General features: G+C 34.8%; 14 protein-coding genes. 10 read left to right on the forward strand and 4 right to left on the reverse strand.

Features of this window, described 5'->3' with window-relative positions; genetic code table 11:
- Position 1: 1 nt before the first annotated feature.
- Both plsY and NSQ89_RS00170 read right to left on the reverse strand, forming a co-directional pair.
- Positions 2–622, reverse strand: a complete 621-nt coding sequence (plsY, locus tag NSQ89_RS00165) for a glycerol-3-phosphate 1-O-acyltransferase PlsY (protein WP_047944994.1) — start codon at positions 620–622, stop codon at positions 2–4.
- Positions 623–798: 176 nt separating this feature from the next.
- Positions 799–2,475 (reverse strand): hypothetical protein, encoded by a 1,677-nt coding sequence (locus tag NSQ89_RS00170; protein ID WP_341132055.1) that lies wholly within the window; start codon positions 2,473–2,475, stop codon positions 799–801.
- A gap of 100 nt (positions 2,476–2,575) precedes the next feature.
- Between NSQ89_RS00170 and NSQ89_RS00175 the strand changes: the two genes are divergently transcribed.
- From NSQ89_RS00175 to rlmD, 6 genes are all read left to right on the forward strand, one after another.
- On the forward strand, positions 2,576–3,202 hold the full coding sequence (locus tag NSQ89_RS00175; protein WP_341132056.1) for an RNA polymerase sigma factor: 627 nt from the start codon (positions 2,576–2,578) through the stop codon (positions 3,200–3,202).
- A complete protein-coding gene (locus NSQ89_RS00180; RefSeq protein WP_047944991.1) occupies positions 3,199–3,669 on the forward strand; it encodes an anti-sigma factor family protein in 471 nt (156 codons plus the stop codon). The genes NSQ89_RS00175 and NSQ89_RS00180 overlap by 4 nt, the downstream gene beginning before the upstream one ends.
- Entirely contained in the window at positions 3,666–4,751 is a 1,086-nt protein-coding gene (locus NSQ89_RS00185; protein ID WP_341132057.1) for a hypothetical protein, read from the forward strand. The genes NSQ89_RS00180 and NSQ89_RS00185 overlap by 4 nt, the downstream gene beginning before the upstream one ends.
- An 84-nt stretch (positions 4,752–4,835) precedes the next feature.
- Entirely contained in the window at positions 4,836–5,753 is a 918-nt protein-coding gene (locus tag NSQ89_RS00190; protein WP_144545844.1) for a hypothetical protein, read from the forward strand.
- Between the two features lie 379 nt (positions 5,754–6,132).
- Positions 6,133–7,092, forward strand: coding sequence for a diacylglycerol kinase (locus NSQ89_RS00195; protein WP_061800894.1), 960 nt, complete (start codon positions 6,133–6,135; stop codon positions 7,090–7,092).
- 134 nt (positions 7,093–7,226) lie between these two features.
- On the forward strand, positions 7,227–8,594 hold the full coding sequence (gene rlmD, locus NSQ89_RS00200) for a 23S rRNA (uracil(1939)-C(5))-methyltransferase RlmD (protein ID WP_251687897.1): 1,368 nt from the start codon (positions 7,227–7,229) through the stop codon (positions 8,592–8,594).
- A 65-nt stretch (positions 8,595–8,659) separates the two neighbouring features.
- Here rlmD and NSQ89_RS00205 read toward each other — a convergent pair whose 3' ends face one another.
- Both NSQ89_RS00205 and NSQ89_RS00210 read right to left on the reverse strand, forming a co-directional pair.
- Positions 8,660–8,791: a hypothetical protein gene (locus NSQ89_RS00205; RefSeq protein WP_217275593.1), complete on the reverse strand. Its 132-nt coding sequence runs from the start codon at positions 8,789–8,791 to the stop codon at positions 8,660–8,662.
- A 440-nt stretch (positions 8,792–9,231) separates the two neighbouring features.
- Positions 9,232–10,215, reverse strand: a complete 984-nt coding sequence (locus NSQ89_RS00210) for a DUF3231 family protein (RefSeq protein ID WP_341132058.1) — start codon at positions 10,213–10,215, stop codon at positions 9,232–9,234.
- Positions 10,216–11,785: 1,570 nt separating this feature from the next.
- Here NSQ89_RS00210 and NSQ89_RS00215 point away from each other — a divergent pair.
- The 4 genes from NSQ89_RS00215 to NSQ89_RS00230 all read left to right on the forward strand — a co-directional run bounded on the left by NSQ89_RS00215 (position 11,786) and on the right by NSQ89_RS00230 (position 14,981).
- Positions 11,786–11,929, forward strand: a complete 144-nt coding sequence (locus NSQ89_RS00215; RefSeq protein ID WP_341132059.1) for a CPCC family cysteine-rich protein — start codon at positions 11,786–11,788, stop codon at positions 11,927–11,929.
- A gap of 384 nt (positions 11,930–12,313) precedes the next feature.
- On the forward strand, positions 12,314–13,324 hold the full coding sequence (locus NSQ89_RS00220) for a tRNA dihydrouridine synthase (protein WP_095259383.1): 1,011 nt from the start codon (positions 12,314–12,316) through the stop codon (positions 13,322–13,324).
- Positions 13,325–13,587: 263 nt separating this feature from the next.
- Positions 13,588–13,911 carry a hypothetical protein gene (locus NSQ89_RS00225; RefSeq protein WP_047941810.1) on the forward strand — a complete coding sequence of 108 codons (324 nt, stop codon included), beginning with the start codon at positions 13,588–13,590 and terminating at the stop codon, positions 13,909–13,911.
- A 323-nt stretch (positions 13,912–14,234) separates the two neighbouring features.
- Positions 14,235–14,981: a phosphotransferase family protein gene (locus NSQ89_RS00230; protein WP_047941809.1), complete on the forward strand. Its 747-nt coding sequence runs from the start codon at positions 14,235–14,237 to the stop codon at positions 14,979–14,981.
- The last annotated feature ends 24 nt before the right edge of the window (positions 14,982–15,005 follow it).

The following is a 15,005-nucleotide window of genomic DNA, read 5'->3' on the forward strand; positions in this document are numbered from 1 at the left end:
ATTAGACAATCTTCTTCGGGTTAATTCGATCCTTTTTTATGTTTTTATCATTTACTTTAGGTTCTTTGTGATGAATAAAATTTATAATATTAGAGCGATGTAAAAAGATTAATAGTAATAAATACAAGAAAAAGAGCCAGTCATGCTGGATATCGGGTGAAAATAGTGCATATAAGAAAATGGTTATTCCAACAGAAATACTACCAAGAAACACATATTTTGTAATAAATATAACAGCAAAGAAAGCAAAATAGGAAATCAAAAATAGAGCAGGATTAGCAATGAGTAAGGTGCCGGCAGTTGTAGCGATAGCCTTTCCGCCGCGAAAACCTGCAAAGATTGGAAAACAATGACCAATAACAGCTATTAATCCAGTATACAAGGGATTAACATCTACCATTAATAAGTAGGGCAGACTTGCAGCGAGTGCTCCTTTTCCAACATCGAGCAGAAGAACAGCAATTCCGGCTTTTTTGCCTAATACGCGAATAGAATTAGTCGCTCCTGGATTATTGCTTCCATGTTTCCGAATATCAATGCCATAAAAAACTTTACCGATAATTAAGGCGGTCGGAAAAGAACCAATTAAGTAGGAAGCTAGTAGTAGAATAAGCAAATACATTACTCCTTTCCTATAAATGAAGTTTACTAGTTTAAAACACTATCTTTGTTCTCCTCTTTTATTCTATGCAGAAAGAGGGAGAAGTTTGTTCCCTTCTCCCTATATTATAAACAATAGATACTATTTTTTTGTTAAGTTCCAGTCTTTTTAGGTTCTTGCATCGGAAAAACTTTTAATTAATTTAATTCTTGATTGCTAATTTTTAATTTTTCAACCGTAACAATCATTTCTTCTGTATCCACATAATCTACGGTTAGCTGCATACCCTTTTCTAGGAAAATACTATATGGGAAATCATTTGATGAAACTTGGAAAATGGTTTTATTTCCTTCTAACATAAATTTAACAATCGTGCTATTTTCTACTTCTGCCTTATATACATAGTCGACAGTGCCAGTGATTGTTTTTTTGTCCGCGATATTGTTAGGAACTGTTTTATCATTCTTTAATAAGGTGACAAGCGCATATTTATAATCATTAAACAGCTTTGTTTTTTCTGTATGATAACTATAAACTTTTTCATCCTTGGCGTTGATTAACATAATTTCTCTTAGTACATGATTGCTGTCCATGAGCGGAACAACCCATGTGAACTGACCATAAATCGTATAGAGCAGCGGAGTGCCAGCCTCATATTTTTGAGCACGGAAGGTTTTCTCTGCAACATTTATGGCGGATTTTCCATTTAAAGATCCATTTGCCTCTGTGTAGAAGGTAAGAGCACCAGTACGAGCATTAAGCATCGAATAGCCGACCATGCTTCCACTATCTGATTTTGGACGTGTGAAGTCGGTAAACCAATGCAATTGTAATTCTTCATTAAAAACACCATTTACTTCATTCATATCTTCCCAAGCAGTTGGTAGTTTCATATCTTCTTTTGCGAATAGTGTATTCCAGAAGCCATGAATATATTTACCATACCATTCATTCCAATCTTCCGCCACACTTGTAGGAATGACATGATCAATAAAATCAGGTATATTGTCCATTCCATAATCCTTTATTTCCCCAGTAGCAGGGTCAATAATATATATTCCTTTAATATCTACTATCTCACGGAATTTATTGTACTGACCATACGGCACGACATAATATGGTTTATCATTATCGTCTGGCTCAAAGCTGGCTTCAAGTAAAATTGTATCTTTATGCTTACTTCTTACTAATCTTTTTAAGTCTTCTTGGAAGAATGCAGAGGGCACATATTTCATGGATGATTTAACCAAAATGGCATCCTCATTTTCATCCTCTGCGCTCATTTTAATAAAACCAGGTACATCCTCCCCTTTGATCCATTTGAAGAAGCCGGTATATTCAATCGGTGTTACCCAATACAGATGATCATCAATTTTTTGCAAGGTAGAGGTTCCTAAATCGTAATAGGAAGGATGAGAAACCTCTCCAAGTTTTTTCTCACTTCGATAGCGTGCGTAGCTTTCAGGAACAACGACAATATGCTTTTCATTTGTGGAAACAGCTTCTTTATCAATAACGGTTGTTTTTTCCTGAACAAACTGATATTTATCTCCAGTTATCGTTAAAGGATAAATAAATTGGACATACAGGCTAAATAAAACAAAATACAAGAATAAAACTCCAGTTATTCTGTATCCCTTTACCTTTCCAAATAGTAAGTCTAAGAGTAAGAAAAAGGCAAGGAAAATAGAGCCGAATTTAAAGAGAGCCTGTAAAGAATGATCAATTAGTTGAAAATAATCAAGACAAAATATGATAAGAATCCCAGCGAACAAGCGAGTAATTTGAAAGACAAGAAATCTTTTTTTATTAAAATGACTTTTCCATATAAATGGATTCAGTGTTAAAGCTAGTAATGCAAATAAATAATGCATGCACATTCTCCTTTTGATAATTTGCTATAGATGAAATACGAAAGTAAGGCTAAAAAGTTTCATGTAATAATGATACTATTACAAAAGAGAGTCCATAATTATGAAAAAAATAAAAAACTGTAGGGGTATGACAATCCAGTACCGTCTATTATATAGAATGGCAGGAAAGGGGGGAGAGGCCATTAGTGATCAAGTATTAATTGAAAAGATAAAAGCAGGAAATGATCACGCATTTCGTTTGTTAGTGGAAAAGCATCGAGATTACTTGTTTCGTTCGATATACAGCGTTTTAAAGGACCAAAAAGAAGCGGAAGATGCTATACAAGAAGTGTTTATTAAAATCTATACCTCTCTCCCCAAATATGAGAATCAAGGATTTAAAACATGGATAACAAGAATTGCTATCAATCATGCTATTGATATGAGAAGAAAAAAACAAAGAAGAAAAGAAGAGATGGCAGAAGAACTGGAATCCCATATAGGAGGCTCTCAGACCGATGATGTAGAATTAGAAGTGTTGAGGCGGGAACGACAAAGACTTGTGCAGAAAAGACTGGAGGAAGTCCCCGCTAATTACAGGGACGTCATTTATGGTTTTTACATTCAAGAAAAAAGTTATCAAGAAATGGCAGCAGAACAAAATGTTCAAGTGAAAACAATTGAAACGAAGTTGTATCGCGCAAGACTCTGGATCAAAACGCATTGGAAGGAGGAAGAATTTTTATGACCGCACATTATTCTAAAGATTATTGGATGAAGTATGTAAAAGATGAACTAAGTGAGAAGGAAAGATCACTGCTTGAAGATCATTTGTATACATGCGATCAATGCTTAGAATTATATATAGATGCAGTAGACAAGCAAGAGGAGACCCTTCCTTCAATTTCAGATGAAGCAGCTTTTATGAATGATATTATGCAAAAAATATCCTATGAAAATATGGAGATAAAAACAATAGAAGAAAAGAAACGGCCTTTTTATCAGTCATCCATATTCCATTATGCAATTGCCGCGAGTCTTACTTTGATTCTCATGTCGGCAGGATTTTTTCAGTCCATTGTAAAACATACAGAAACAATTCAAAAAACGGAAGTATCTTTAAAAAATGAGCCGAAATCAGGTGGCTTAGTGGATAAGACATTTGCCTGGATGGATTCATTTGATGGTAGTAAGAAGGAGGAAGTTAAAAAATGAAAAACCCGATTGTTGCGACAATCTTAGCATTTTTTCCAGGTGGCGGCCTGTTCTATATTGGAAAAAAACTGCGAGGCTTTTTTTACGGGCTAGCAGTATTTGGACTTGCGTTTGTGTCCATTGTGATGCTTAGTGCAGGTTCCCTCAATGAGTTAACATTTATAGTAGTTTTTATTGGTTTTATTATTTACTGCATCAGTTTTATCGACACCTTAATTACAACCAGCAGCTATTTAAAGAAACGAGTCAGTTTTGCTGCGGATTCTGAAACCGGGGAGGCTGCACCTATACTAGCAAAAACAACGGAGTCTGAGCGATTTTATACAATTGTTTTATCGTTTTTCCCTGGATTAGGTCATATCCAATTAGGATTAGTTTATCGTGGAATAACCCTCCTAACGACATTTTTAGGCTTAGGAATTATGATTATATTTATCGCTTTTCTGACCTATACAAATGAGTTTCTTCTATTTTTAGCGATTTTGCCAGTTATCTGGGTTTATGGGTTTTACGACGTTTCTCAGCAGTTTAATAAAAAACTAAAGGGCGAAGCATTAGAAGATATTACAATTTTTCAAGACTTTGAAAAGAACAGAGAAGAGGGAAAGAAAAGCAAATTTATTGCGACCTTCTTATCAGTGTTTCCTGGTGCAGGGCATTTATATTTAGGGTTACAGCAAAGAGGGATTCAGCTAATGGCTGCATTCTTGTTCTCTATTTTTATTCTTAACGAATTAAGATTAGGGCTATTTTTATTCGTTATTCCGATTATTTGGTTCTACAGCTTTTTTGATGGATTACAAAAGGCATCGAGAGTTGGAGAAGAGGAGTTAGAGGATATCCCTGTAATTGCTTATTTGATTAACTACCAAAAATGGTTTGGAATTGGTCTATTAGTAATTGGTTTATATTATTTAATGATTAATATTATTTTACCGATCTTTTCACCTATTATCCAAAATGTAATCAATGTGGATTTACGCTTTTTCTTTTATCAATATTTCCAGACAGGAATCGTATGTCTAGTTCTTATTATCGGTGGTATTCATCTATTAAAAGGAACGAAGAAGAAAAAAGTCTAAGTGGTTTATGGAAAGAGAGATTACGGCCTCGGTTTTTTTGAAGCTGTTTCAAATAGCTAAGGCCTTACATAAGGAGAGAAGAGAATGCGAACATGGCGAGTGGGCACTTTTTCGATGGGCTTATCATTAGTATTTCTTGGTGTATTTCTATTATTTACGCAGTTTTTTGATTGGAAAATAGTGACTGTTTTAAAAGTTTGGTGGCCAATTATTTTGGTTATTCTTGGAATAGAAATTTTATTGTACTTGTTTTCTTCTAAACAAGAGAAACCATATTTAAGCTTTGATCTTTTCAGTATAATTATAGTTGGAATAATTGGGTCAGCTGGGATTGCAATGGTATTTCTCCAATCATCAGGGGTTATGGATATAGTGGAACAAGGGTTAAAAAGAGAGGAAGTAACAAGTGATTTACCTGAATTTAATTATGCAATGAAGGATGATATTAAAAGAATTGTCATTGAATCTGACAATCAGCAAAATCCAATTACGATTGAAGGAACAAACGATGATGTCCTTTCTCTATTTGGAACCTATCGAGCTGTTCAATCGAAGAAGAAGGATGTTTTAAAGCAGGAAGATTATCTGCTCGTATCGCAAAAGGGTGATACGTTGTTTATCCGTTTAAAGCAATTGCCATATCGTGTTTCTGAATTTTACAAGGACTATGCTTCTATGAATACTACTATTCTTGTTCCAACGAGCAAAAAGTTAGATATTGTTGATTTGCAAAATGACATTACAGTAAATCCGCGTGATTTAAAAAACAATTGGACAATTAATAATGTTCCGCAAATTGATTTAATATTAGATGAAACAAAAAATGTGAAAGTCTCCGTAGATGATACACTCATTAACAATCGGGAACAGGAGGATTGGGAATTTCCAAATAAAGAAGAGAAGCATGTAGAAGAAATAACTACTGCATTTTTGCAAAAAGGGAAGGGTGGCTCATCCATTCACATTTTTGATAGTGGTACGTTAGATATAACAAATCATTAATATAAGGAGGAAAGATTGGAATCAGATGATTAATTTGAGGAAGATCTTTCTTTTTGAATAAGGCATTGTCTAGCGATTTTCTGTCTTTCTATTTTGTCAGAATTCCTCTAGAAAGGATGAATAGCTGCAAGGAAGGGCGAAAAAAAGTTAATCAAACGTTTGATTAATAGAAAAAAACAGGAATAAGAATGAGAAAAGTATGATGAACTAATAGATTGGGTTATAATGTGGGAAGATGCTTGAAACATGGACACTTATCATGAAAAAGTTACATATCATGGTAATAACTAGAGTTAAACATTGCCTAAGCAAGTAGTATCGTATATGATGATGTTATTGGTTATGGAAAAAATTGAATCTTGATTATAGGATGATGAACATGAAAAGGGCAAGAATAATATATAATCCTACTTCAGGTCGGGAAGCTTTTAAAAGACATTTACCAGAGGTGCTAAAAAGATTAGAAGAGGCAGGGTATGAAACTTCCTGTCATGCAACGACTGGACCAGAGGACGCAACATATGCAGCGAGAGTAGCCGTAGAAAGACGATTTGATCTCGTCATTGCTGCAGGCGGTGATGGAACGATTAATGAAGTTGTTAACGGAATGGCAGAACAGGAATATCGTCCAAAGCTTGGAATTATTCCAGTAGGAACGACAAATGACTTCGCAAGAGCATTGCATATTCCCAGAGATGTCATAGGTGCAGTAGATGTTATCGCAAAAGGCGATACCATTCCGATTGATATTGGAAGAATGAATGACAAATACTTCATTAATATTAGCGGCGGCGGCCATTTAACAGAAATTTCTTATGAAGTTCCTAGTAAATTGAAAACCATGCTTGGACAGTTAGCATACTATTTAAAAGGAATCGAAATGCTGCCTTTCATTAAAGCTTCGCATGTCAGAATCGAGTATGACGGCAAGTTATTTGATGGAGAAGCGATGTTGTTTCTTGTAGGCCTGACTAATTCTGTTGGCGGTTTTGAAAAGTTAGCCCCTGGCGCATCCATTAATGATGGGTTATTCTCTCTATTGATCTTAAAAAAGGCAAACCTTGCAGAATTTATTCGAATTGCGTCCCTTGCTTTACGCGGTGAACATATAAATGATCCTAATGTCATTTATACGAATGCGAACCATATAAAGGTCAGCTCAGATGAGAAAGTACAAGTAAATCTTGATGGAGAATTTGGCGGATTACTGCCAGCTGAATTTATTAATTTATATCGTCACTTTGAGTTATTTGTGCCGCTTGAAGCGATTCGTGATGAAGACCGACCAGATATCAAGGATTATAAAGAGAAGTTACAAACAGACAATAACAAGGAGTGAGAGGAAGAATCCTCTCACTTTTTGTTTTGGATAATAATTAAAGATTATGCATAGACCAATGACGCTTTCCTCATAATATGATACAATTACCACGCTTGTTTTTTTCGGAAATCTCGACGTAAAGGAAGACGATAATGAGTAAAACATTACCCGTTCAAAAGAACGATATAATAGATATAGTTTTTGAAGATTTAACCCATGAAGGTTCAGGTGTGGCAAAGATAGATGGTTATCCCCTCTTTATCCCCAATGGACTTCCAGGTGAAAAAGCAACTGTAAAAGTAATTAAAACAAATAAGAATTACGGTTTTGGCCGCCTCCTAGAGATTAAAGAAAGAAGTCCCTATCGTGTGGAAGCCCCATGCCTTATTTACAAGGAATGCGGCGGTTGTCAATTACAGCATTTAAGCTATGAAGGACAATTGAAAACAAAGCATAAACATGTGAAGGATGTGTTAGAACGAATTGGAAAAATCAAAACGATTGTACATCCAACATTGGGGATGGAAAACCCTTGGCGTTACCGTAATAAATCCCAAGTGCCAATTGGAGAACAAGAAGGTGGCCTCATCGGCGGATTTTATCAACAACGCTCTCATCAAATTATTAACATGGAACAATGCCTCATCCAACAAGAAGAAAATGATTATGTCGTAAATACAGTAAAAGATATTTGTTCAAAATATGGAGTCCGCGCATATGACGAAGCTCATCATAAGGGAGATTTACGCCATATTATGGTAAGAAGAGGGCTGGTTACGAAGGAAATCATGATTGTCTTAATTAGCCGTACACAGGATATCCCCAATCGCAAAGCAATTGTTGATGAAATTGTTCAAAAAGTACCAAATATTAAATCGATTATCCACAATGTGAATAACAAAAAAACAAATGTGATAATGGGAGATGCTACTCGCGTACTTTGGGGAGAAGAGACGATAACGGATTATATTGGCGATGTAAAATTTGCTATTTCAGCTCGTTCTTTTTATCAAGTAAACCCGGAACAAACAAAGGTGCTTTATGAGAAAGCATTGGAGTATGCTGCTTTAAGTGGAGAAGAGAAAGTAATTGATGCCTATTGTGGAATTGGCACCATTTCTTTATTTTTGGCAAAAAAAGCAAGTAAAGTATTTGGAGTCGAAATTGTGCCACAAGCAATTGAAGATGCAAGAAATAACGCTGTTTTAAATGATATCCACAATGTCGATTTTGCAGTAGGGAAAGCAGAAGTAGTTATCCCCAACTGGTATAAAGAAGGAAATGAAGCAGATGTTTTAGTAGTAGATCCACCAAGAAAAGGCTGTGACGAAGCATTGCTGCAAACAATTCTTGATATGAAGCCAAAGAAAGTTGTCTATGTGTCATGTAATCCAGCGACTTTAGCTCGTGATCTGCGCATATTAGAGGATGGTGGCTACAAGACAGAAGAAGTGCAGCCTGTGGATATGTTTCCTCAAACGATGCATGTGGAGGCAGTGGCGAGATTAACGTTGGTATAACAAGGTTTTTTAAGCAAGGTATGTACACATTGACCACATTTTGACCACATACCTTGCAAAAAAACTTATTTTGAGATGAATTTCTCAAGTAAATCAACTGTTTTTTCTTTCATTAATTCAGTGACATGTGCATAAACATCACCGGTAGTTTTTATGCTGCTATGTCCTAAGCGGTCCTGTACTTCTTTTAATGTCATACCAGCTACCAGACAAATAGTTGCGTGAGTATGTCTAGTATCACGTCATGAAAGCGAATTTTGGGAACAGTAGCAATTTTTATTGCTTTATTCAATTCAGTTGTTAACGATCTAGGATAAATGGGTTTTCGTGTTTGTGTAGCAAAAATCAAGTTAAGGGCCTCGTAACTGTTGTACGATTTGTGATAAAATAAATAATCCGAAATAATAAATAAATAAGCTCTCCATTTCAAGGAGTCAGCCAATCACCAAATATTTTCCTCATATTATGATTTATTGTATTCCTATTATTTGCAGTAGAAAATTTACTATAAAAATAATCATTTGCCCGCAACCCCACCCTCCTTGTATTACATTATGCTGAAATAGGGTTGTGGTATGAGGGTATATAAAATACAAACAGGAACACCAAGTCATTTGATGTTCCTTTTCTTTCTTATTTAGTTATTCATACTAGGAGGTTCTTCTAACCAACCTCTTTCCATCATTATTCGCGCTCCCTTTAAACCAAATGAGAGAACATCTTTCGCAAAAACTCCTGACTGAAGTATAGCATCGTTCCTCAGACAAAACACTGCTCCAAATCCTTGTCCACCTATACTAAATCCATTCAACAAATATGTGCAGAACATCATTAACTTATCTGAAAATGGAGCAGTAGTAGAAGATGTTACCTTTCTACTCACAATAGATGGTGTTAGAATATCACTGTTTAGCAGCATTTCCTCTGTTTCCAAATAAATTTTCTTTGCTAGTTCATATCCCTTTTGAAAATACTCTTTTACATCTGAATTGGCAGAAGTTTGAGCAAATCCTTTCATTAATTGCATCCCCAATACGTTTGATTCTAGTGAATGATAAAGTAATCCATACTCGACGACATTGAAGTTTCTTTTATTCCCAAAAATATTTGTTCCTTTCATATAGCTTGGATCTTCAATATAACTTTTTGAATGTGGCATATTTATTACAGGTGGATTCAACATTAATTTATGATCTAATAAATATTCCGTAAAATAATAATAATATTTCTGTGTTAACTCTGTTAAAGATCTATATAAATTAATAATGTCAGGTCGATAAGAGATGGTTGTGTGTAAAACATACATTCCCATGCTAATTTCTTTTAGGATTCTAGAAAACATAATATCAAAACCCTGCTCAAACAATACCGGAGCATCTAAATATACATCATCATTCGTAAAACCATTTGGTATTATATCACCGGCACCCTCTAATATATTTCTAATTTCGTTAACTTTAGTATTTAATTTATCATGAAGCCCTTTCATTAAATCCTTCGCTTCTGGTTCTTCTGACTTTTCAATAAAATATTGTAGAAAACACAAAATCATGGTTTTCTTTTGATAAGTCGTCCATAAAGCTCCATATTCAACAGAAGTTAAAACTTTATTATTAACCATGCTGATACCTCTTTCTTATAACATCTATTTAATATAGTTAATATTTGTAAATGCTTTTAACGCTATTCTATATTTTTATACTTTTAACTATAAATAAGAAAAAGAAGCTGACCAAAGTCTCAGCTTCTCTTTCTTATTTATATTGTTTTTTTTCATAATTTTAGGTAATATTTTTCACTTTCAACATTGTGAATTTCCCAAGTGGTTCAAGTGAGAAGCTTCATATCCTATGAAACACTCTTGATGGTAATTTGCAGGTCGCACTAGCTTGCAGACTTGAGTATTCTTAGGATCATAAAAATGAATTTTGCCAACATTAGAAGCTTTTATTACTTTATTAAATTCTTGGGTCCTCGTAGCTGAACGAAGGATTATTTTTCATTTTGTTTTGCTATGCTTTTCATTCCGTTTATCTTAATTTCCTCGGTCTTTTCAGTTTTATTGCTCATTCAAATTTAGTATTTTCTACCACTTTGACTTGATTAATTTTGTGGATAAACCATTAAGAAACAATAAAAATGGTTAGATTTTTTTCCACAAAAAAACTTTCATCTAACTGAGTAATGAAATTGTCTATTTTCAATTTACGGTTTATAAAGTACAGCTGTTATGGAGATTAAAACTCAACAAATAGCATTTTATTTAGAATGTTTTGGATCCTGATGAACGTAGAAATAGGGGTGGGGGTTACATGATAGTATCATCATAGATTAGATTTTCACTCTCCTTCTATCAGTTGGGAGAGTGAGGACAGAAGAATCCCTAATGAGATTTTTTTTTCCCGCACCTAATACAGCTATTTGAGTAATAACTAAATTTATGATTTCGTCTAAGGAAACAGATTATAGATTTAAACTTCAAGGAAACCACCTCAATCAGACTTTTTATTAAGTTTAAAATTAAGTCTTCATAAAGTAAATCAATAATGGAGAAATTGTTAAAAACAGGGAAAAAGAAGTGGTGGAAAATCAGGTATTAATGCCTTAATTAATTGTGGTAATAGGTATATTTTAGTGGATTTTTCATCAAGAATGCCGTTAAGAATCATGAGCTTTATTTTTACGGTACTTAGTGATGTCATACGCTGCTCTAAGGGAAAATCCGAGTATGGCGACCACCTTAAACCAAGTACCTAGAGTTGTGGAGTGCAAAAGGGAAAGCATACTAGATTGGTAATTAAGTTAGTTAATTCAGCTTCACAGACATCCTCACCCTTTGGATTATTTACCAGTAACACGGTTGATGGTAGAAAGTTTCATTGGAAGAAAATAAGATGCCTCTGACGGGATTCGAACCCGCACTCCTTTCGTAAGCATAGGCTAGGGGGAACACGCTTCCCTACGGACTTTCACCGGCTAGGAATTTCACCTGCCTCAGCTTTTTTGCTTTTCGGTGCTTCTGAAACCCTTGCCTTGCGACCCGGTACCAACAATGTTTTCCGGCGCTCTTCCCTTCTATAGCTACAGAGGCATATTGATATATTTTATTATATAAAGAAAGCGAATAGAAGAAAATGTTTTGATTATCAAGAATAAAACTTATCCACCGTAGATTATTATGGGAGTAAGAAATGGATATATTGATAAACAAAAGAAAAAGAATAGTTGTTTGTCCTTGTTGTGAGTATAAAATGTTAGGTGAACGTAATGATTGGGAAATATGTGTTGTTTGTAAATGGGAGGATGATTGTTTACAAGCGGATGAACCAGATTAGCTGGAGGGGCCAATCAAGAATCTTAAGAAAGGGGTAAAAGAATTTCTTGGAAATGGATGTATGCTTCAAAAAATTACTGCATTGGAAAAACCCTTCTTATTTTAAATATGAAAAGGATGTAAATTTTAGACCTTTATAAGAAGATATTTTTAGTCTTTTTCCAGTACTGAGGGGACTTATAACAGGCAAGAGATATACTGATTTGACAGAGGAATTAAAGCCTTTTAATATAGAAGACGGTATAATTTTAAAAGATTTTACTAATAAATGATAAATTTTCGATTTAAGTGATCGGATGATATAACTTGTTGAAACGAAAGGATCAAGTAGGAAGGGATATTTTTCGTTTTAATTATGAGACGAGAAGTTTAATCTTGGATCTATATGAAAGGAACTGAGTTTTATATGATAGATAATTTTTGGCGTGAATTACCACGGCCATTTTTTGTATTAGCCCCGATGGAAGATGTGACGGATGTTGTTTTTCGTCATGTAGTCAGTGAGGCGGCTAGACCTGATGTGTTTTTTACGGAGTTCACTAACACGGAGAGTTATTGTCATCCCGAGGGAACACAGAGTGTACGTGGACGTTTGACTTTTACAGAAGATGAACAGCCAATGGTTGCACATATTTGGGGAGACAAGCCTGAATATTTTCGACAAATGAGTATAGGCATGGCCAAGCTTGGTTTCAAGGGAATCGATATCAATATGGGCTGTCCTGTTCCTAATGTCGCAGCAAAAGGGAAGGGAAGCGGACTTATCCTCCGTCCAGAGGTTGCTGCGGAAATTGTGCAAGCAGCAAAAGCAGGCGGGCTGCCTGTCAGTGTTAAGACAAGACTTGGTTATACGGAGATAGAGGAATGGCAGGAATGGTTAACACATATCTTGGAACAAGATATCGCGAATCTTTCGATACATCTGCGTACAAGAAAAGAAATGAGTCAAGTGGATGCACATTGGGAATTGATTCCAGAAATCAAAAAACTTCGTGATCGTGTGGCACCAAATACACTCTTAACGATTAACGGGGATATTCCTGATCGTCAAACTGGGTTGGAGCTGGCTGAGAAATATGGAGTGGATGGTGTTATGATAGGGCGCGGTATTTTTAAAAATCCATTTGCCTTTGAAAAAGAACCGAAAGAGCATAGCAGTAAAGAACTGCTTGATCTATTACGATTACATCTGGATCTTCATGACAAATATTCACAGGAATTAGAAACACGATCTTTTAAAGCCCTTCACCGTTTTTTCAAGATTTATGTGAAAGGATTTAGAGGGGCAAGTGAATTGAGAAATCAATTGATGAGTACGCAATCTTCTGATGATGTCCGTGCTATGCTTGATGATTTTGAATCGAAGAATGCTGATGAGACAGGGATAGTAGGCTAATATAACTTAAACAATATATATTTTAAATAGTGAATTGGTTGGCATAAATCGGTAATAACCGAACTCTTGCCAGCCAATTTTTTTGCATTTCTAGCACGAGAGTGGGTTTTCATTATGTAAAAATAGGTTTATTTTCAAAATATTTGAAAATAAATATTTAATGTGATAATTTCGAATAGTATACATGTGTTTATTTTCCAGCTGTTTATGATAACTCAAGTCTTTAAGAGAGTTGAATAGATAAAAAATAGGAGGGGAATTGTATGAAAAAGCTAATAGTTATCATCATAACCATATTAATAGAGGCAACACTTATTTATGTTGTGTCCAAGTTAATAGGATGGAGGTTTTCAGATTTAGTGTTAGTAGGGAGTGTACTTATCTTTGGTGTGTACTGGTTATTTGGTCTAAATATAAATCAAACAAATAATCTATTAAACGCAGGCAATAAAGGATGGACGGGAATGGAAACAGGAAGTGTTAAGATATTCACCTTAAAAGTGAATTCTGTGATTCTAGGACAGATTATTTTCATTATTCTATCCCTTATTTTAACAGTAGCTATTTATTTTCCTTATTTTTTCTAAGCGTATTATTCTGAAACAAATTTAGTGAATTTTATTAATAATTTCTTGCGATTTTATAGGAAGCAAATATTTTATAAATTAGTATGAATTTCATCCGGAAGTTTGAACTAGCTCAAATGCATGGAATATTTTAGGTGTTTTTTTTCAAAAGGAAGCTCCTATCTATGCAACCGAATTCAATGGCTATTAAGATAAATATCTGTAATTTCCTAATACTCCTACTTTGTAATAAAATAACGTTCGTTTTTGTGTGAAAAGCCTCTTGAAATGACAACAAAATAATATCTTTGCGAGAGGCAGAATCTTAAAAAGGAGTGGGTAAGTTGAAGTTTGGGAAAGCCATTGCGACCGGAAATACGGCAACTATTTATGTAAATGATAAAACGATTATGAAAGTGTATAAAGATTATCTTCCACCTGCCGAAGCGGAAATGGAAGCAAGGAAACAAAGGTTTGCTCACGCTTGTGGGTTACCTGTTCCAAAAGTATTAGATGTGACAATGGTAGAGAACAAACAAGTTTTGATAATGGAATATATAAAAGGAAATACATTGGGGGAGCTTCTTTTTAAAAACGAAAAGAAAGCTGAATATTATATGAGCTTGTCTATTGATATCCAACAACAGATTCACCAGCATGATGGAATAGCACTTGAGCCGATATCTTACAAATGGGGAAGACAAATAGCGGACTCTCAGATTCTAGACGAAGAAAGTAAATCCCTTCTTTTAAACAAACTGAAAACAATGCCGCAGGAAACAAGGCTTTGTCATGGGGATTTGCATTTATTCAATCTTGTAAAAGCTGAGGGCAGTGTTTGGATAATCGATTGGGTGGATGCAGGAGCAGGAGATTCTCGGGCAGATGTATGCAGAACTTATCTTCTCTATGCGGAAAATCATCAGGATCTAGCAGATTTATACCTGCATATATATTGCAGCAAGACAGGCTTAACGAAAGAAGATATCCTTCAATGGATTCCAATTGTGGCAGCGGCACGATTAAGTGAAAATGTCTCGGAAGAAAATTTAGATAAACTTTTACAAATAATTCATCATTATTTGTATTGAGAGAAATGAAACTAAATATCGTAT

The organism is Niallia sp. FSL R7-0648 (assembly GCF_038007005.1).
In the GTDB taxonomy this organism is placed as follows: Bacteria; Bacillota; Bacilli; order Bacillales; family Cytobacillaceae; genus Niallia; species Niallia circulans.

Bases quoted from the DNA above. Each gene is read 5' to 3' on its own strand.
- NSQ89_RS00205 (WP_217275593.1), bottom strand. From the start codon at position 8,791: ATGACATTAAAAGAAGTACAGGACCGCTTAGGACATAGCAGCATAAAA.
- NSQ89_RS00215 (WP_341132059.1), top strand. From the start codon at position 11,786: ATGGATATATTGATAAACAAAAGAAAAAGAATAGTTGTTTGTCCTTGT.
- NSQ89_RS00220 (WP_095259383.1), top strand. From the start codon at position 12,314: ATGAAAGGAACTGAGTTTTATATGATAGATAATTTTTGGCGTGAATTA.
- NSQ89_RS00195 (WP_061800894.1), top strand. From the start codon at position 6,133: ATGAAAAGGGCAAGAATAATATATAATCCTACTTCAGGTCGGGAAGCT.
- rlmD (WP_251687897.1), top strand. From the start codon at position 7,227: ATGAGTAAAACATTACCCGTTCAAAAGAACGATATAATAGATATAGTT.
- plsY (WP_047944994.1), bottom strand. From the start codon at position 622: ATGTATTTGCTTATTCTACTACTAGCTTCCTACTTAATTGGTTCTTTT.
- NSQ89_RS00180 (WP_047944991.1), top strand. From the start codon at position 3,199: ATGACCGCACATTATTCTAAAGATTATTGGATGAAGTATGTAAAAGAT.
- NSQ89_RS00170 (WP_341132055.1), bottom strand. From the start codon at position 2,475: ATGCATTATTTATTTGCATTACTAGCTTTAACACTGAATCCATTTATA.
- NSQ89_RS00190 (WP_144545844.1), top strand. From the start codon at position 4,836: ATGCGAACATGGCGAGTGGGCACTTTTTCGATGGGCTTATCATTAGTA.
- NSQ89_RS00210 (WP_341132058.1), bottom strand. From the start codon at position 10,215: ATGGTTAATAATAAAGTTTTAACTTCTGTTGAATATGGAGCTTTATGG.
- NSQ89_RS00185 (WP_341132057.1), top strand. From the start codon at position 3,666: ATGAAAAACCCGATTGTTGCGACAATCTTAGCATTTTTTCCAGGTGGC.
- NSQ89_RS00175 (WP_341132056.1), top strand. From the start codon at position 2,576: ATGAAAAAAATAAAAAACTGTAGGGGTATGACAATCCAGTACCGTCTA.
- NSQ89_RS00225 (WP_047941810.1), top strand. From the start codon at position 13,588: ATGAAAAAGCTAATAGTTATCATCATAACCATATTAATAGAGGCAACA.